The 16,586-nt window shown below is 70.9% G+C and carries 18 protein-coding genes and 1 pseudogene; 6 read left to right on the top strand and 13 right to left on the bottom strand.

Annotated elements, in window-relative coordinates; genetic code table 11:
• The first annotated feature begins 48 nt into the window (after nucleotides 1–48).
• Nucleotides 49–579, top strand: a complete 531-nt coding sequence (locus tag ACZ4WQ_RS24765; protein ID WP_311725690.1) for an NUDIX hydrolase — start codon at nucleotides 49–51, stop codon at nucleotides 577–579.
• 92 nt (nucleotides 580–671) lie between these two features.
• On the opposite strand, the gene ACZ4WQ_RS24770 is transcribed toward ACZ4WQ_RS24765, so the two are convergent.
• The 3 genes from ACZ4WQ_RS24770 to ACZ4WQ_RS24780 all read right to left on the bottom strand — a co-directional run bounded on the left by ACZ4WQ_RS24770 (nucleotide 672) and on the right by ACZ4WQ_RS24780 (nucleotide 3,662).
• Complete coding sequence (locus ACZ4WQ_RS24770) at nucleotides 672–929, bottom strand: hypothetical protein (RefSeq protein ID WP_311725691.1); 258 nt, start codon at nucleotides 927–929, stop codon at nucleotides 672–674.
• Nucleotides 930–1,113: 184 nt separating this feature from the next.
• On the bottom strand, nucleotides 1,114–3,063 hold the full coding sequence (locus ACZ4WQ_RS24775; protein WP_468022402.1) for a SulP family inorganic anion transporter: 1,950 nt from the start codon (nucleotides 3,061–3,063) through the stop codon (nucleotides 1,114–1,116).
• Nucleotides 3,057–3,662 carry a carbonic anhydrase gene (locus tag ACZ4WQ_RS24780; RefSeq protein WP_468022403.1) on the bottom strand — a complete coding sequence of 202 codons (606 nt, stop codon included), beginning with the start codon at nucleotides 3,660–3,662 and terminating at the stop codon, nucleotides 3,057–3,059. The genes ACZ4WQ_RS24775 and ACZ4WQ_RS24780 overlap by 7 nt, the downstream gene beginning before the upstream one ends.
• Before the next feature lie 219 nt (nucleotides 3,663–3,881).
• On the opposite strand from ACZ4WQ_RS24780, the gene ACZ4WQ_RS24785 reads away from it, so the two are divergent.
• From ACZ4WQ_RS24785 to ACZ4WQ_RS24795, 3 genes are all read left to right on the top strand, one after another.
• The gene (locus tag ACZ4WQ_RS24785) at nucleotides 3,882–4,739 is read left to right on the top strand and encodes a response regulator transcription factor (RefSeq protein WP_311725694.1); all 858 of its coding nucleotides are present in this window, start codon (nucleotides 3,882–3,884) and stop codon (nucleotides 4,737–4,739) included.
• Complete coding sequence (locus ACZ4WQ_RS24790) at nucleotides 4,736–6,214, top strand: sensor histidine kinase (RefSeq protein ID WP_311725695.1); 1,479 nt, start codon at nucleotides 4,736–4,738, stop codon at nucleotides 6,212–6,214. Before ACZ4WQ_RS24785 ends, ACZ4WQ_RS24790 begins: the two co-directional genes overlap by 4 nt.
• A gap of 118 nt (nucleotides 6,215–6,332) precedes the next feature.
• The gene (locus tag ACZ4WQ_RS24795; protein ID WP_468022404.1) at nucleotides 6,333–7,901 is read left to right on the top strand and encodes an FAD-dependent monooxygenase; all 1,569 of its coding nucleotides are present in this window, start codon (nucleotides 6,333–6,335) and stop codon (nucleotides 7,899–7,901) included.
• Here ACZ4WQ_RS24795 and ACZ4WQ_RS24800 read toward each other — a convergent pair.
• Nucleotides 7,898–9,004 (bottom strand): pentapeptide repeat-containing protein, encoded by a 1,107-nt coding sequence (locus tag ACZ4WQ_RS24800; protein WP_468022405.1) that lies wholly within the window; start codon nucleotides 9,002–9,004, stop codon nucleotides 7,898–7,900. The two genes, ACZ4WQ_RS24795 and ACZ4WQ_RS24800, sit on opposite strands and share 4 nt — an antisense overlap.
• 108 nt (nucleotides 9,005–9,112) lie before the next feature.
• Between ACZ4WQ_RS24800 and ACZ4WQ_RS24805 the strand changes: the two genes are divergently transcribed.
• Entirely contained in the window at nucleotides 9,113–10,030 is a 918-nt protein-coding gene (locus tag ACZ4WQ_RS24805; RefSeq protein ID WP_468022406.1) for an aminoglycoside phosphotransferase family protein, read from the top strand.
• A gap of 3 nt (nucleotides 10,031–10,033) precedes the next feature.
• Here ACZ4WQ_RS24805 and ACZ4WQ_RS24810 read toward each other — a convergent pair.
• The 7 genes and pseudogenes from ACZ4WQ_RS24810 to ACZ4WQ_RS24840 all read right to left on the bottom strand — a co-directional run.
• Nucleotides 10,034–10,126 (bottom strand): annotated as a pseudogene (locus tag ACZ4WQ_RS24810) (3-hydroxybutyryl-CoA dehydrogenase); the annotation flags it as partial.
• Nucleotides 10,127–10,403: 277 nt separating this feature from the next.
• Nucleotides 10,404–11,531: a methyltransferase domain-containing protein gene (locus tag ACZ4WQ_RS24815; protein ID WP_468022407.1), complete on the bottom strand. Its 1,128-nt coding sequence runs from the start codon at nucleotides 11,529–11,531 to the stop codon at nucleotides 10,404–10,406.
• Nucleotides 11,528–12,490 (bottom strand): ATP-grasp ribosomal peptide maturase, encoded by a 963-nt coding sequence (gene tgmB, locus ACZ4WQ_RS24820; protein ID WP_468022408.1) that lies wholly within the window; start codon nucleotides 12,488–12,490, stop codon nucleotides 11,528–11,530. The genes ACZ4WQ_RS24815 and tgmB overlap by 4 nt, the downstream gene beginning before the upstream one ends.
• A gap of 28 nt (nucleotides 12,491–12,518) precedes the next feature.
• Nucleotides 12,519–12,773: a putative ATP-grasp-modified RiPP gene (gene tgmA / locus ACZ4WQ_RS24825; protein ID WP_468022409.1), complete on the bottom strand. Its 255-nt coding sequence runs from the start codon at nucleotides 12,771–12,773 to the stop codon at nucleotides 12,519–12,521.
• A gap of 432 nt (nucleotides 12,774–13,205) precedes the next feature.
• Entirely contained in the window at nucleotides 13,206–13,391 is a 186-nt protein-coding gene (locus tag ACZ4WQ_RS24830) for a hypothetical protein (RefSeq protein ID WP_468022410.1), read from the bottom strand.
• Nucleotides 13,388–13,729 (bottom strand): hypothetical protein, encoded by a 342-nt coding sequence (locus tag ACZ4WQ_RS24835; RefSeq protein ID WP_468022411.1) that lies wholly within the window; start codon nucleotides 13,727–13,729, stop codon nucleotides 13,388–13,390. Before ACZ4WQ_RS24835 ends, ACZ4WQ_RS24830 begins: the two co-directional genes overlap by 4 nt.
• 190 nt (nucleotides 13,730–13,919) lie before the next feature.
• Entirely contained in the window at nucleotides 13,920–15,083 is a 1,164-nt protein-coding gene (locus ACZ4WQ_RS24840; RefSeq protein ID WP_468022412.1) for a helix-turn-helix domain-containing protein, read from the bottom strand.
• A gap of 451 nt (nucleotides 15,084–15,534) precedes the next feature.
• On the opposite strand from ACZ4WQ_RS24840, the gene ACZ4WQ_RS24845 reads away from it, so the two are divergent.
• Entirely contained in the window at nucleotides 15,535–15,762 is a 228-nt protein-coding gene (locus ACZ4WQ_RS24845; RefSeq protein WP_361191817.1) for a hypothetical protein, read from the top strand.
• Here the strand turns inward: ACZ4WQ_RS24845 and ACZ4WQ_RS24850 are convergent.
• Together ACZ4WQ_RS24850 and ACZ4WQ_RS24855 are read right to left on the bottom strand one after the other, a co-directional pair.
• Nucleotides 15,759–15,941 (bottom strand): hypothetical protein, encoded by a 183-nt coding sequence (locus ACZ4WQ_RS24850; RefSeq protein ID WP_468022413.1) that lies wholly within the window; start codon nucleotides 15,939–15,941, stop codon nucleotides 15,759–15,761. The two genes, ACZ4WQ_RS24845 and ACZ4WQ_RS24850, sit on opposite strands and share 4 nt — an antisense overlap.
• A gap of 85 nt (nucleotides 15,942–16,026) precedes the next feature.
• The gene (locus ACZ4WQ_RS24855) at nucleotides 16,027–16,533 is read right to left on the bottom strand and encodes an RICIN domain-containing protein (protein WP_361191814.1); all 507 of its coding nucleotides are present in this window, start codon (nucleotides 16,531–16,533) and stop codon (nucleotides 16,027–16,029) included.
• Nucleotides 16,534–16,586: the final 53 nt, after the last annotated feature.

Here is a 16,586-nt window from a genome sequence, read left to right on the forward strand (position 1 = left end):
CGCCCTCGTCGACAGCCTTGCCAACTGTGCGGCGGAAGGTGGCTGACAGTGCGATGGAAGAACCTGCGGGAGCGGACCGTGTACGAGAACCGGTGGTTCTCGGTGAACCTCGCCGATGTCAGACTGCCCGACGGCCGCCACCTGGACCACTATCTGATCCGGCTGCGCCCCGTGGCCGTGGCCACCGTGGTCAACGCGGCCAACGAGGTGCTCCTGCTGTGGCGGCACCGCTTCATCACCGACGCCTGGGGCTGGGAGCTGGCCGCCGGAGTCGTCGAGGACGGCGAGGACATCGAGGACGCCGCGGCCCGCGAGATGGAGGAGGAGACCGGCTGGCGCCCCGGCCCGCTGCGCCATCTGCTCTCCGTCGAGCCGTCCAACGGGCTCACCGACGCGCGGCACCACATCTACTGGGCCGAGGAGGCCGCGTACGTCGGGCCCCCGGAGGACGACTTCGAATCCGACCACCGCGCCTGGGTGCCGCTCAAGGCCGTCCCGGACATGGTGGCGCGGGGCGAGGTGCCCGCCGCGAACATGGCGGCCGCGCTGCTGCTGCTCCACCACATCCGCTTCGGCTGAGGCCTCCGCTTCGGCCGACGCATGCGCTTCGGCCGACCGCCGGCGTCGCCCCCGCCGGCGGCCTGCCGACCGCGTCCCCCCTCGGCCGGGCGTCAGCGGCCGGCGGCCTGCCACAGCGCCAGAGCCAGCGCGCATACGCCGGTCAGCGCGGCGATGGACCGCAACGGCCAGCGCCCGTGCTCCAGATGGCGTACGCGCGCGGCCAGTTGCTCCACATCCTCCTCGGACTGTTCCCCGCGGTGGTCGAGCAGGGCGAGTTGTCCGTCGACACGGGCCAGGCTGACATCGACCCTGCGGCGGATTTCCGCGAGCTCCACGGCTAACGCGGCGTGCTCGGGCTCGGTGGTCACGGGCTGTTCCCCTTCCAAAATGCGCTTCTGTGCACTTCTCACAACCCGAGTCAACCGCCTTGGACGGTGTCGCGGGAGAGTGTGCGCAGGACAAGCACGGGTCACCGCCGCACACCCCGTGTGAAAACCGTGTGACCGAACTGTGCGGGCGGGTCGGCCGGGGGCCCGGGGTGGTCACGCTGCGTCAGTACGGGACGCTCCGGGCGAAGGCTACGTCGGCCGCCGGGATCTCCTCGATCGGGCGCGTGTCCAGGTAGAACCACTCCGCCGTCGGGCCCGGAGCCGGAGCCGGAGCCGGACCCGCGCCGGGGTCCGAGCCCGGCGGCGCCTCGGCCCCGGGCATCAGCAGCTCCACCCGCACCGAGCCCGACGCGCGCTGCTGGGCGGCGAACTCCTCGATCTGGCTGCGGCAGGCGTGATCCAGATGGGTCACCGCGGTCAGATCCAGGCGGATCCGCGGCTTGCCGGACGCGGCGATGGCCTCCAGCGCCTCGATCACCTGGGGGAGGCGCAGAAAGGTGGCGTTGCCGGCCATGGTGAGATGGGCCGTGTCGCCGTCGGTGTGCTCCCTGACCTGCGTGCGCGACATGCGCAGCGCGGCCAGCACCACCCCGGCCGCCAGCCCGATCAGCACGCCCTCGAGCAGCGCGGTGGCCACGATGGCGACCGTGGTGAGGGTCATGACGACGAACTCGCCGCGGTCCTGGCGCCACATCTTGGGGAACTCCTGCGGCGCGAGCAGCTTCCAGCCGCTGTGCACCAGGACGCCCGCGAGGACCGAGATCGGGATCAGGGCGAGCACATTCGGCAGGAGCAGCGCGAAGCCCAGCAGCCACAGGCCGTGCAGCGTACGGGAGACCCGGGTCTTGGCGCCCGCCTGGACGTTCGCCGAGCTGCGGGCCACGACCGCGGTCACCGGAAGCGCGCCGAGGAACCCGCACACCGTGTTCCCGACGCCCTGCGCGATCAGTTCGGAGTTGTAGCGGGTGCGCGCGCCGTCGTGCATGCGGTCGACCGCGGCGGCGGTGAACAGGCTCTCCGCCGAGGCGATGACGGTGAAGGTGAGCACCGCGCCCAGGACCGCCACATCGGCCAGCCCCGCGAACTCCGCGGGCCCCGGCACCTGGACGGAGGCGAACAGATTGCCCACCTCCAGCGTCTTCACCTCGACGCCGGGCAGCGCGGCGACCGCGATGCCGATGCCCACCGCCACCAGCGCGGCGGGCATCTTGCCGACCGGCCCCGGCACCTTCTTCCACAGGAAGCTGAGGACGACCGTGGCGATGCCCAGCCCGGCCGCGATCGTCGTCTGCGGGTCCCGCAGGGTGTCGGCGACCAGCCCGGGGAACCCCGCGATGTTCTCCAGGGGGGTGCCCGGGGCGCGGGCGTCGGACAGCGGATACGACTGGCTGAACATCAGCGGCAGGCCGATCCCGGCGAGCATGCCCTGGACCACGGCGACCGAGATGGCCTGGAACAGCCGGCCGAGGCGGATCAGCCCCAGCACGATCTGGAGCACCCCGGAGGCCAGCACGATCACCCCGAGCATGGCCAGGCCGTGTTCCGTCACCGTCTCCAGGACCAGCGCGGTCAGCCCCGCCGCTGGCCCGCTGACCTGGAGTGCGCTGCCCCGGGCCGCCCCCACCACGAGCCCCCCGACGACGCCGGAGATGATGCCCAGCTCGGCCGGGGTGCCGGAGGCGACGGCGACGCCGATGCACAGGGGGAGGGCGACGAGGAAGACCACGAACGAGGCGGTGATCTCGGTCCCCAGGTCGATGCCGCCTGAGCGCCCGGCGCCTGAGCGGGGCTTGCCGCCCCCGCCCCCGCCCCGGGCGCCGCGCCCGGCCGGCCTTGGCGGCGGCGCGGCGGGCTGTGGCGGCGGCGCGGTCGGCGCGGCCGGCGGAGCGGCTCCGTAGGGCGGCGCGGCGGTCCCGTACGGAGGGGTGGCGGCGGCCCCGTACGACGCCTCGGCGCCCCCGTACGCCAGGTCGGCGCTCCCGTACGGCGCGTCGGCGCCCCCGTAGCCGGGCGCGGCGTTCCCGTACACCGGGGCGCCGTTCCCGTACGTGATCGGCGGGCCCGCCGCATGGCGGCCCCGGGCGCGCCGGGGGGTGCTGTGCCCGGTCAGCACGGATGCTCCCGGAAGCGGCCGTCCTCGTCGAGCTCCCAGAGCTCGCCGGTGTCGACCTGGTAGAACCAGCCGTGCAGCCGCAGCCCGCCCTCCTCCAGCCGCCGGCGGGCCGCGGGGTAGTCGCGCAGCGCGGACAGCTGGTTGCGCACATTGAGCTGCGCCATGCCCCTCAGAGACGGGTCCTGGCAGTCGCCGGTGATCTCCGGGACCAGCCCCGGCCGGGCGAGTTCGAGCCAGGCGCTCACCCCGGGCAGCGTCGACAGATCCGCGCCGGACTCCAGCGCGCCCATGGCGCCGCAGTGGGAATGGCCGCAGACGACGACGTCCCGCACCCCGAGCACCTCCAGGGCGTATTCGATCGTGGCGGCCTCACCGGAGACCAGATGCATTCCATGCGGCGGAACTATGTTGCCCGCGTTGCGCAGCTCGAAAATCTCCCCGGGGCGGGCGCCGGTGATGTGGGCCGGTATCACCCGGGAGTCCGAACAGGTAATGAACAGCGCTTCGGGGAATTGTCCTTCGGCCAGTTTCCGGTACTCGTCGCTCGCGAAATCGGCGCGGTACCGAAAAGAGCGGGCGTGTTCGACCAAGGCTTTCACGGTGCCTCCTGACAGCTGGCTGGACCAGGTGTCATGCACCGTAGGCAGGCACGTGCCAGCGGAAGGTTAAGCGAAGGCCAGCGGGGGGCCAGAACTCGTCCAAGTCCGGTTTTTGCTCGCAACATCACAAAATCAGGGCCCGCCCAATGAGCCTCTTGTAGCGTGTCGGCTCCGACCGGGGGATTCGTGTTGTCCGTATTCACGGAAGAGACAGGACCCATGACCGTACGAGCGCTGCTCATCGAGGACGACGAGACGATCGCCGAACCGCTTGCCGAAGGGCTGGCGCGCTATGGGCTGACGGTCCATCACGTAAGGACCGGCGCGGCCGGACTGGCGGGTCCTTACGACGACATCGTCCTGCTCGACCTCGGGCTGCCGGACATGGACGGCATCGACGTCTGCCGGGGCATCCGGCAGGTCTCCGACGTACCGATCATCATGCTCACCGCGCGCGGCGAGGAGGCCGACCGGGTGCTCGGCCTGGAACTCGGCGCGGACGACTACCTGGCGAAGCCCTTCTCCATCCGGGAGCTGATCGCCCGGATCCGGGCCGTGACCCGCCGCACCGGGGGGCGGGCCGAACCGCCGCCGGCCGACCGCCCCGCTTCCGTTTCCGCTTCCGTTCCTGCTTCCGCTTCCGCTCCCGAGCCACCGGCCTTCCCCGACTTCCCCCGGCCCTCCGTGGACGGCCCGCCGCCCGCCCCGCCCCTGGTCGTGGACCGGCGCACCCGGCAGGTGTGGGTGGGCGAGACGCTCCTCTCGCTCACCCCCAAGGAGTTCGAACTGCTCGCCCTGCTCACCGAGGACCCCGGCGCGGTCTACTCCCGCCAGCAGATCCTCGACCAGGTGTGGGACCCCCACTTCCACGGCCCGACCAAGACCCTCGACGTGCATATCGCGGCGCTGCGCCGCAAGCTGGGCGACCCGGCGTGGATCCAGACGCTGCGCGGGGTGGGGTTCCGGCTGGCCGTACGCACCCCGGAGCGCCGGCCGGAACCGGCGCCGTTTCCGGCGCCGGAAACCGAGTCCTGGTTCACCCCCGCCCACCACTCGTTCGAGCCCGCCCGCCCATGAGGCGCCGACTGCTGCTCAGCTATCTGAGCCTCGCCGCGCTGGTCCTGCTGTGCCTGGAGATCCCGCTGGGGTTCGTCTACAGCCGGGGCGAGCGCGAGCGCGTGGTCACCGCCGCCAAGGAGGAGGCCGACTCGGTGTCCGCGTACGCCTCGCTGTCCATCTCGGCCGGGCGCGCGGAACGCGAACTGCGCCCCCGTGTGCTCATGTGCGCCGAGCGCATCGGTGGGAAGGTGCTCGTCGTCGACGGCCTCGGCCGCCCGCTCGCCACCTCCCACGACCTGTCCGCCCAGGAGGCCCGGGAACTCGCGTCGCGCCCCGAGATCGCTGCCGCGCTGGGCGGCCGGTCCACCGCCGACGTACGCACCTCCACCATCGGCGGAGTGCGATCCCTGTCCGTCGCGGCCCCCGTCACCCACGGCGCCGAACTCCAGGGCGCCGTACGCATCATCGTGCCCACGGAGGCGGTGTCCGCGCGCATCCACCGCATCTGGCTGCTGCTGGCCCTCGCCGGGCTCGCCGTCCTCACCGCCCTCGCCGCGGTGGCCTTCGGGCTCGCCCGCTGGATCAGCCGCCCCATCCTCCAGGTCGAACGGGCCGCCCGCCGCCTGGCCGAGGGCAGCCTGGCCACCCCCGTCCCCACCACCGAGGGACCACCCGAGATACGCAGCCTCGCCGCCACCTTCAACCAGACCGCGGCCCGCCTGGAACACCTCCTGGCCTCCCAGCGAGCCTTCGCCGGAGAGGCCTCCCACCAGCTCAAGACCCCCCTCGCCGCGCTCCGGCTGCGCCTGGACAACCTGGAGCCCGACATCGCCGGCCACGCCCGCGGCAGCCTCACCGCCGCCATGACCGAGACCGACCGGCTGGCCCGCATGGTCGAGGGACTGCTGGCGATGGCCCGTATGGAGGAGAGCGCGGGCACCCGCGAACCCGTCGGCCTGGACCGGGTGTGCGCCGAGCGGACACGCGCCTGGGCCCCGCTGTTCGAACAGCACGGCGTCCGGCTGGTGCGGCACGGCGAGTTCGCCGGCCAGGTGTTCGCGGTGCCCGGGGCCATCGAGCAGATCGTGGACAACCTGCTCTCCAACGCCCTGCGCGCCTCGCCCGTGGCCGGCACCGTCGTCCTCGAGATCCGCGCCGCCCCCGCCGACCGCCGCCACCACCGCGCACCGCGCCCCACCTGGGTCGAGCTGCACGTCATCGACCAGGGCCCCGGCATGACCGCCGAACAGCGCCACCGCGCCTTCGACCGCTTCTGGCGCGCCCCCGACGCGCCCAAGGGCGGCACGGGCCTGGGCCTCTCCCTCGTCCAGCGGCTCACCCACGCCAGCGGCGGCGACGCCGCCCTGCGCCCCGCCCCCGACGGCGGCCTCGACGCGGTCGTCCGCCTCCAGGCCGCCACCCCGCCCCGTCCCTCCGCAACCCGCCCCGCGAGCCCGGCCCACCGGGGCAGCCCCGAACCCGCCCACTCGTGACCGGCCCCGTAGCCAGGGCATCTCCCCCCTTGGAGTGCTCCGCGCGCCGGTGACGTAACCGCGCGATCCCCGAGGCGTTCTCATCCCGTCCGACCGATCCACGGTCCGGGAGGCCAAGATGCCCGCGGTGAACGCCGAGGTGGCGGTATTGATCGTCGGCGGTGGGCCGGTCGGGCTCACCGCCCGGGCGCTGCTGGAGCGCTGGGGTGTGCGGGCGTCGCTGGTCGAGAAACACGGCGGGCTGTCGCCCTTTCCCCGGGCCCGGCTGGTCAATGTGCGCTCGATGGAGATCTACCGCCGGCTCGGGCTCGCCGACACGATCACGGCCGACGCGTTCGCACCGGAGTACGGCCGCATCCGCTTCCGCGACACCCTGCACGACCGCGACTTCGCCACCGCGCCGATGGCCGGGGTCAACGCGCCGGTACCCGAGAGCCCCGCGATCGGCGTGGTCACCTCGCAGGATCGGCTGGAGCCCACCCTGCTGGCCGCGGCGGACGCGCCGGTGCGGTTCGGGGTCGAGCTGATCGACCTGGCCGAGGAAGCCGACAGCGTCGTGGCCCTGCTCGTCGACCACCGACACGGTGCGGAGACCCGCGTCCGCGCCCGCTACGTACTCGCCGCCGACGGCGCGAACTCCACCGCCCGGCAACGGCTGGGCATCGACACCACCGGCCCCGGGGCGATGGGGGACTTCACCACCGTCCTGTTCGACGCCGACCTCAGCCGCTGGTGCGCCCACCAGCCCGCCGGGATCTACTTCACGGCACACGGCATGTTCGCCCCGCTCTACCCCGAGCGAGGGTGGGCCTGGTTCGTGCCCACCCCCGAAGACGCCGCGCGCGCCGACTGGTCCGGCCTCGTCCAGCGCGCCCTCGGCCCCGGCGCCCCCGTACGAGCCGAGGTGTCGCGGGTCCAGCACTGGGTGATGAACGCGTTCGTCGCCGAACGGTTCCGCCACGGCCGGATCCTGCTGACCGGCGATGCCGCACACGCGGTGCCCATCGTCGGCGGCCTGGGCATGAACACCGGCATCGCCGATGTGCACAACCTGTGCTGGAAGCTGGCGGGTGTTCTCCACGGGTGGGCCGAACCGGGCCTGCTGGACACCTACGAGACGGAACGGCACCCCGTCGCCCACCGGACGCTCCGCCAAGCGGTGGCCAACACCCGGCTCATGCTCGACGTACAGAACCGGCGCCGCGAGCAGCTCCGGACCGGCGAAGCGGCGTCGGCCCGGGTCGAACTGCCCTGGTCGGACCGGTACTTCGCGCAACTCGGGCTCGTGCTCGGCACCACCTACCACTCCGACGCCGTCCTCACCGACCACACCGCCCCGCCCGAGCCGTCGGACCCGGGCACGGACTATGTCCCCACCGCGAAGCCCGGCCATCGCATGCCGCACCTCTGGCTCACCCCCGACCGCTCCATGCTCGACGCCGTCGGCGAGTGGTTCACCCTGCTCACCCCCGACCCCGCCCACTGGGAGCGACACCTCACCGCGGCATGGCCGCTGCGCATCGAGCCCCTTCCCGACCAGCACGCCGACCTCTGCGACCTCGGCCCACACGGAGCGCTGCTCATCCGCCCCGACGGCCACATCGGCGCCCGCTGGCGCGAGCGCCCACCGAACGACTCCACTCTCCGCCGGGCCCTGACCACCATCACCCGCTCGACACCGGCCTAACCTTTGCTCCACTGGGGTCTCACCGGGTACCACGCCGAAGGCAGACTCAGCCCGGCGGGCAGAGGAGACCCGCCCGACGGGACCAGGTCGCTCGGCGCCACTCCGGCCGCACCGGAGAGGTCGACGGTCCCGCCGGTGAACTCCGCGTCGCCGAAGGTGACCGTGGAGCCGCTGAACTCCGCGTCTTCGAAGACGACCGTGCCGCCGCTGAACGCGGCGTAGCCGAAGTCGACGGTGCCGCCCGAGAACACCGCGTGCGAGAAGCTGACAACACCGCCGGAGAACTTCGCGCCGGAGAAGTCGACCTTGCCGCCGGAGAACTCCGCGCCGGAGAAGCTGACGGAAGCGTTTGAGAACTTGGCGCCGTAGAAGGCGACGGTGCCGCGGGCGAACACCGCCCCGTCGAAGCGGACCCTGCCGCCGGAGAACACCGCGTTGTAGAAGTCTCCGCCGTCGAAGGCGACGGCGGAGAAGTCGAGGTCATGGCCCTGCCAGGAGTGGGGATCCTCCCCGGCCGGAAGGCGGAGATGGTCGCAGATGAGACGGATGACCGCGTGCCGGACCTCCCGCAGACCCAAGTACGCATGCCGGGCATCGGCGTCGTCCTGCGAGAGGTCGGCCTCCGCGGTGTACGGAAGACGGAGGTAGGCGCAGAGGACGTCGATGCACGTCTGGCGCAACGGGCGGGTGGGGGCATCGTCGGCGAGGCCGGCCAGGGCGTGAACACCGCCGAGGCGCACGGCGGCCGATTCCGCCCCCAGCTGGGAGACGGCGGTGGTGAAACGCTCGGTGTGCAGGCGCGTGGCCTCACGCTGGGCGCCGTCCTCGTCGACGCGCTGCCGCCGGTAGGCCACGACCAGGGCGACCAGGGCACCGGCTCCGGCGACCACTCCCAACGACAGTTTCACCAGGTCGAACAGCGTCTGGGAGCTGATTCGGTGCTCGGACTCGAGCCCCTGGGCTCCGATGATCCACCACCCGGCGAAGAACGCCGCGGCGGCCACGGCGATCGCGGTGGCGAAGGTCAGGGCGAGGACGGTGCCAACAGGCCATAAGCTCAGACCGCGCCGCTCAGCCCGGCGCCGGGGCAGTTGTGGTCTCACACAACAACAGGACAACATGGGCAGTGGGCCGGCTGCAACTGCCTCCGCGGAGGTTGCGCGACGAAGAAACGGGTTGCGGTCGAAGATCGTGGCGCCGATGCTTCCACCGTGAAGATGCATGCCAACCAGCTGACGGTGTCGCCCGAGACGGTGCGCACGTTGGTAGACCAGCAGTTCCCCGAGTGGCGGAGCCTGCCGGTCAAGAGCATCGCCGCGCAGGGTACGGTCAACGCCATTTTCCGCATCGGCGATCAGTTCACGGCTCGATTCCCTCTTGAGTCCGCGGACGTCGACGCGACACGGCGCTGGCTGAAGTCCGAAGCGGAAGCGGCTCGCGAGCTGGTGGGTCGCACGCGTTTCCCCACGCCCGAGCCGGTCGCGCTCGGCGAACCCGGGGCGGGCTACCCGCTTCCGTGGTCGGTGCAGACGTGGCTGCCCGGGACCGTGGCCGCCGACGAGGATCCAGCCGAATCGGTGCCGTTCGCCCGCGACTTGGCCGATCTCATCGGCGACCTACGCGCGCTCGACTCGCGTGGCCGCACATTCGCCGGCACGGGTCGTGGGGGCGAGCTGCAATCCCATGACGCGTGGATGGAGACCTGTTTCACGCACAGTGAGCAACTCCTGGATGTTCCCCGGCTTCGCCGTATCTGGGCAACTCTGCGTGATCTGCCCCGAGGTGCGGCTGAGGACGTCATGGCCCATGGCGATCTGATTCCTGGCAACCTGCTCGTGTCCGCCGGCCGGCTTGCGGGGATTCTCGACGTTGGCGGCTTCGGCGCGGCGTGCCCTTCTCTGGATCTCGTGAGCGCGTGGCATTTGCTCGAGGCCGGGCCGCGGCAGGCGCTCCGCGACCAGCTGGGTTGCGACGACCTTGAATGGGAGCGAGGCAAGGCCTGGGCCTTCATCCAGGCGATGGGGTTGGTCTGGTACTACGTCGAAAGCAACCCGGCCATGAGCCGGATGGGCCGGCGATCCCTGGAACGCATCCTGGCGGACGAGAGCGCGGGTCAGGCGTACTCGTAGACAGCCCGATCCCGTCTTGCGGCCCAGCCGGCCCGCGTCGACCATGCGCAGCAGCGGCGGCGGGGCGTACAGGGGCTCCTTGTGCTCGCCGTACAGACAGCCTTAAGGAACGGCCGCCCCGCGCCTTGGGATGCGGGGCGGTCGTGAGCCCGGCGAGGGGCGCGCTTCCCACGGCGGCATCCCCCCGGCCGGGAGTCCGAGAGCGCCTAAGCGGTGCCTCTGCGCCCGGCGGATAGATCATGACCGCGACGCAACAACCACGTCTGCGACTACCGGCCAGTACCCGTTACTCAAGATCAAAAAATGTACGGGGCCCACCGCCCGCGCCACGGGGCGGGTGAGGTGAGCTCGCGGTCCCCATGTGCGCGAGTGCCTAGTCAGGCAGTCGCCAGCTCACGCTCTCCGGCTCGTCCAGCCACAGCGCATGGGCACCGTCCGCGGAGACCGACAGGCCGTAGCGGTCATGCCCCGGCCGCCCGGCATCCCGCCAGTGACTGAGCAGCGGCTCCCGCTCGGCCCACAGATCACGAGACCCGCCGTGGTCGAGCCGAGCGGTCTGGACCCCGGTCATGGTGATCCGCGCCCACGACGAGGTGACCGGGTCGAAGAGGCACCGCATCTGCCGGCCGTCGTCGTCCGCCAGGGCGAACTCGTTGACCCCCGGCTGCACCAGCGAGGCAAGCAGCTGCGGCACGGCAGCGTCCAGGCTCGCCGGGATGGTGATCTCCCGGGTCTGGTCGGACCACGTCAGCAGCGGCTGTACGAGCCGCCCCGCGGCGGTCGCCACGGTGTCAGGGCTCCGCCGGGCGGTCATGAAGCCGGCCAGCTCGGGGAGGAACCGGCCGCCGGCCGAGTGGTCGGCCGTCACGGACAGGCGCGCGATGCCGCAGCCCACATTGGCCACGATCACCCCGCCCGGGCGGACTTGCTCCCGCCAGGCGTCCGGGATCCGGCCGACGCCGCACGTCGCCAGGAGCCGGTCATACGGCGCCCGCTCGGGGCAGCCGACCATCCCGTCGCCGACCACGAGCGTCGGCTCGTACCCGGCCTTGCACAGACGCATCTTCGCGGCCGCCACCAGATCGGGGTCGACGTCGACAGTCATGACGTTGTCGCTGCCGAGGCGGTGGGAGAGCAGGGCGGCGTTGTAGCCAGTGCCGGCCCCGATCTCCAGCACGGTGTCCGCGTCGCGGACGTCGAGGGCTTCGAGCATGTGGGCCATGAGGGAGGGCTGCGTGGACGAGCTGGTGGCGGTGCCGTCCTGGTCGAACTGGGTCAGCAGGGAGGCGTCGCTGTAGGCCGCGGTCAGCCATGCGGGGTCGCCCTTGCTGTACCTGTGCAGGCTGCCGCGTGACCGGACAGAGAATTCGGGGACGAACTCGTGACGGGGGACGTTCAGGAAGGCGGCACGCCACGGCTTGGTCCGGATCCAGCCAGCCCTCACCAGGTGGTCGGCCATGTGGTGCCGCAGCTCGTCAGCCGACGGTACTTCGGTGATCATGTGTGGGCCCTCTCCAGAAGGTCAGCGAGTGCTCGGGTGATGGGCGGCCTCAGGTCCGGGATGAATCCCCACTGCCCGTTGGGGTTGACGTCGACCAGGTACCAGTGGCCCCGCGGGTTAACGAGAAAGTCCAGGGCGACGTATTGCAGGCCGAACGTGTACATCAGCATGTGGACGCCCCCGGCGGTGCGCTCGGGCACCTGGCAGGGCGTGAACGTCAGACTGTCGTAATCGGCGCGGAAGTCGATGCGGGAGGCGTCTGATCCGGCGTGGATCTCGGCCGCGAACAAGCTGTGCGCGACCGCGGTGAGCCGCACCTCGTACGCCTTGTCCACCCACTCTTGGAACTGGTGCGCGGTGCGCCTGACGGACGCATCGACCTCACCCGGCCGGACCTGCGTCGTCCACAGGGCCTGCGGCCGGTCGTCCTGGTCGCTGGGGTGGGCGGTGCCGAGCGCCTTGTATGCGGCGACTTGGCCCGGCAGCGCGGAGACGAACTCGCGGGCCTGGTGCGGGTCGTTGGTGATCAGCGTGCGGGGGACAGAGAGCCCGGCGCGGGCCGCTGCGGCCAGGGCGATGGGCGGGTACGCAGCGAGCGCGTTGCGGTTCGGGTGGTTCACCCACAGGCAGGGCAGCGAGTACGTCATCCCGTTGAACCCGGCTTGTGCCTCGGCCTGCGCCCATCGTGCGTCCTGCTCGGACATGTCGGGGTGGAGACGGGGCGCTCCGGGGCGCCGGTAGTACACGGATCGGATGTCGCTGAGAGACACGTCCCGGTGCTGGCTGCGCAAGACGCCCTGCCACGACGTCAGGTCGGGGCCGATCCGGGCCGACACGGTCAGGTTCTCCGGGAAGTCACCGGGGCTGAGCCGATGTACGGGTACGGATCGTTGGTTGAGCTCCGCTATGACCAGGTCAGCGGTCGCATCGTCGGGCCGGGTCAGCACCAGGACGGTCATGGTTCAGTTCCTCCGGTCAGCTGACGGTTCAGTCCGTGTCGTTCGCGGTGTCGGTCGCCAGCTGGTTGTCCTCCTTGGTCTGGGTCGTCGTCGTGAGCTTCGTCTTCATCGACGGCTCGCTGATGAACGGCGTCCCGGTCTCGGTCACGCTGATCTGCCGCTCCGGGCAGAGGCGCAGGGCCGGCATCACGAACGCTTCGCCCGTCACCGGGACGGTCTTGGACAGGCCGAACGGCCTGACGGTCGAGGTGCCCGGGCGATCGAGGGTGTGGGTCGGTGCCATGGTGTGCTCTCCTTCACGATGTGGATCTTCGGTCGTCGTGCATGTGCGGCCCGCTCCGGCCGGCCGTCCTCACCTGACGGGGAGCGGCCGGAGCGGGGGGGGGGTGCCCGCCCGCCTCCGGGGGCGAGACAGAGGCGGGCGGACGCTGAAGGGTGGGCCTATGGCGCCGGCACGTCCGGCACGGGGACCGGACCGCCGGCGGCCCACCGGTCTACGTGGCCCCCTGCCCGTGTGACGGGGGCGGAGGAGGGCATGACGGTCGGCATGCCCACAGCTCGTAGGTCTCTGTGACGTGGCCGTAGTCGATGGTGACCTTGCCCAAGGAACGGTCGGCGAACAGGCGGGCATTGCACAGGGCGCAGTTCCAGCCCTGCAACTGTTCGCCGTTCAGCGTCTTCGGGTCCGGCTGGGGTGGACCGCCGGCCGGGGCGGTCATGTCGTCTGCCTCTCGTGCTGGAGGGTGACGAGCACGTCGTAGAGGTCGGCGTCGGGGTGCGGTCGTCGGCGGTTGCAGTCCGGACACAGGTGGCGCAGGCAGCCGGGCCCGGAGGCGGACGCGCGCAGCACGGTGACCGGCTCGCGGGTGGGTTTGTCGCAGCGGTAGCAGTACTCCGTCACCGGGCGGCCTCCTCGCGGGGCCCGAGCGCTTCGCGGGTCGCGGTCTCGAGCGCGGCGAGGAGGGCCGCCGGGTCGGTGAGGTACCGGTCGTACCGGAGAGGTACGCGCCAGCGCACGCCCGGCCCCGTCTCGAAGCCCACAGGGGGAACTTCGACGTAGGCGGTCGCTCCCCACACCTGGACGGAGGGCAGCAGGCTCATGTCCCACTCGGCAGCGGCGCCCGGTGCGATGAGCCAGTACAGCACCCTGTCGATCGGGTTCTCGATGACCGCGCCCGTCGCGTCGCCCAGGAGGTCGAGAGTGCGTTTGCTGATGCCGATGGAGAAGGGGACGCGCACGACGTCCCACGATTTGCCAGCGGGCTGAAGCTCCACGCTACGGCTGGTTGGCGGCGTCCACGGTTGGATATTCGGCATCATGGTCGGCTCCCACGAGGGTGACGTGTGTCCGTGCCGTGACGCTAAGTGAGACACGCATCACACCTCAATGGCACTTTCGTTGAGCCGCCGACGAAAGTGCCAAGGAGCGTTACATCGGTAGGCCGACCGCGTCCGCCAACGTACGCATTTCGGGAGTTAGCGTCCTCCGCCTCGCCACCACATCCGACATGATGTCCCGCGCATAACGCTGACTGGCCAGCCACTCCGGCGCGTTGACGTTTACCTCGGTCAGCACCGAAATGGCGTCTCCGTACTGCCGCATCATGGTGTGAGCCTTAGCCACGTCCAGCCGGTGCCGGTGATACTCCGTGGAGACCGCCAGGCCACCAGGACGCTGCGCTGCGTGCAGTACCTTGTCCGGCTCCTGCAAGACGATGTGCCGCTCCGCCGCCTTGTACCGCACGGTGGTTGGCCCCCAGGTCGTGAGCCGGTCCGTGCCGCGTGGCAACTCCCGGCCCATCAGGACCGCGACGGACCGCGCGAGCCGCATGGTGTCGTCCGCTTCCCCTCGCCGGTTGTCGCGAAGATTCGCCGCCGAGGCCTGCATCAGCAGCCAGCCCCAGGCGGCCAGTTCCTCCGGCGTCGCGCGGGACACCCGCGGCTCGACGTCATCGGCCCACCGAGTCGCCAGTTCTCGCGACGCGGCCAGCTTGCCCTGGCGGACGAGCAGCCAGCTCCAGGTGGCGATGATGCCCGCAGCGCGCAGCCGGTCCGGGGCGTCGTCTAGGGCGCGGCGTAGCGCGGTTTCCGCTGCGCTGTACTGGCGGACCTGGGTGAGCATGGATCCGGCGATCTGCAGCAGATGAGACCGCACGTCTCGTGCATCGGTGGTGTCGCCGAGCGCATCAGCATCACGTAGCAGCGGAGAGAGGACGCCGGTGAGTTCGGCCAGTCGGTTGTCGAAGTAGGCGGAGCGCACCTCGGGCAGCATGGCGCGAACGCCCTCAACTGTCGGGGCCTCGCCTGCGTGGACGGGCGCGATCTGGACGGCCTGCTGAAGCGGTCGCCATTGCTCGGCCATCTCGCCTGCGGTCTCCTCGTCGTCGCGCTCCAGCAGGCTGCTGGTGGGCACGCGTAGGGCGACGGCGAGTTCGTGGGCTGTCTCCATGCGGGTGTCGTGGAGGTCGCCTTGCTCCAACTTCCTGATGAGCGAGAGTGATACGCCGGAGGCGGCGGCCAGGTCGCGCTGGCTCAGGCCGCGCCGCTTGCGGATCTTGCGTAGCCAGGCGCCGATGTGCGGTTCTTCGGGCATACTGAACTCCGTTCTGAACTCGACACTCAGACGGTACTCCGGGGGAACCCGGGGGTGCAGCGATCGGCCTCCAGATCACCCTGGGGGCCGTCGTGCTGTCTGGGCATGACGAAAGCTCCCTCGCCCGGCCCGGAGGCCAAGACGAGGGGGCACAGTGTGGGACGTCAGCGGGCCAGCCGCTAGATGGGAGTGAGAGCCACTTGGCTCCGTCTGTGGAGCGTGCGGGGCGCCGTAGGGCCATGATCGGCAGTGAGTTCCGGAGCCATCCCCATTGAGTGATGTCTCGTCACGACGATCTGCACCTGGCCCGTTGTCATCGACACCGTGACGCCCGGGTCCTCAATCAGGTGGATCCGGCTGTTTCTCCCTCGACCCGGAGGGGCTGGGACCGGAAGGTCCGGGAGTGTGGCGCCAGCCGCCGCACGGGCGGTACGGACTTCTGGAGGCCCCTTTGAGTGACGACGTGATCCGCATCGTGCCCACGGAAGGACAGAGCGTCGAGGAGGTGGCAGAGATCTTCTCTCAGGCCGCAGCGACTCAGGGGCTTGAGGGTGAGGTCCAGGTCAAAGGGGAGCAGGTCATCGTCCCGCGCTCCCTCTCGGTGAGCCTGAGCAATTTCCCGCCCATGGGCGACGTCTACCAGTTGCAGCAGCCGATCGACCTGACCGACCTGGGTTAGGCAGCTTTCTGGCAAGCGCGGGCGGCCGGCCATTTGGTGAGGTCGCCCGCGATCCGGTCGATGCTGGTCTCGATGGTGACTTCGCATTCGCTCCGGGTGGCGCCGCGGCGGACGATGTCGTAGCCGCCTTCGTCCCGTACGGCGACGGAGGCGAACCGGACCGGGGCGTCCGAAGCCATAGGAGGTGGCTTCGGACGCCCCTTCTTCGGGTCGGGCCTGGTCAGGTCGTGCTGGCTTGCTGTGTGACCCCGCCCTTAAGCGAGGTCACCGGACGTCGAACGAGTGCATCTGCCAGGTGCTGGCGCGGGTGCAGGCGTACAACCGGGCGTAGGTGGGCGCGGTGCCGGCATATTGCTGCATGCACTTGTTGTGGGCCACGTTGCGCAGCAGGGGCCGGTTGGGCTTGCTGGAGTCGTCCATGGTGAAGGTCTGCTCGTCCCACCGGGTGTCGCACGGACGCTGCTGGAGGGCTTCCGTGTCGCCGCCGGCCACAGCGGTGACGCACATGTCGCTGTTGAGATTGCGCAGCAGGAAGGTGTCGCGGGTGACCGGATCGATGGCCCACTTCTGGGCCAAGTCGTTGGTGTCGGTCTGGTACTGGACCTCGGCACCGCCGACCGTCGAGTTGCCGGCGACGCCGAGGACGTGACCCGCCTGCCAGGAGCGGACCTTGGTGCCGCTCAACGGCCCCGTCGCGTCGGCGGTGCTCACCCCGAGCACAGTCGCACTCAGCGCTACGGCGACCATGACGCAGGTAGATCGAATGCGCATGAAGGACTCCTCCTCTTCGAACTAGCCACGCTCCGTGTCTAGTTGGATGCGCA

This window comes from Streptomyces sp. NPDC028305, assembly GCF_055569495.1.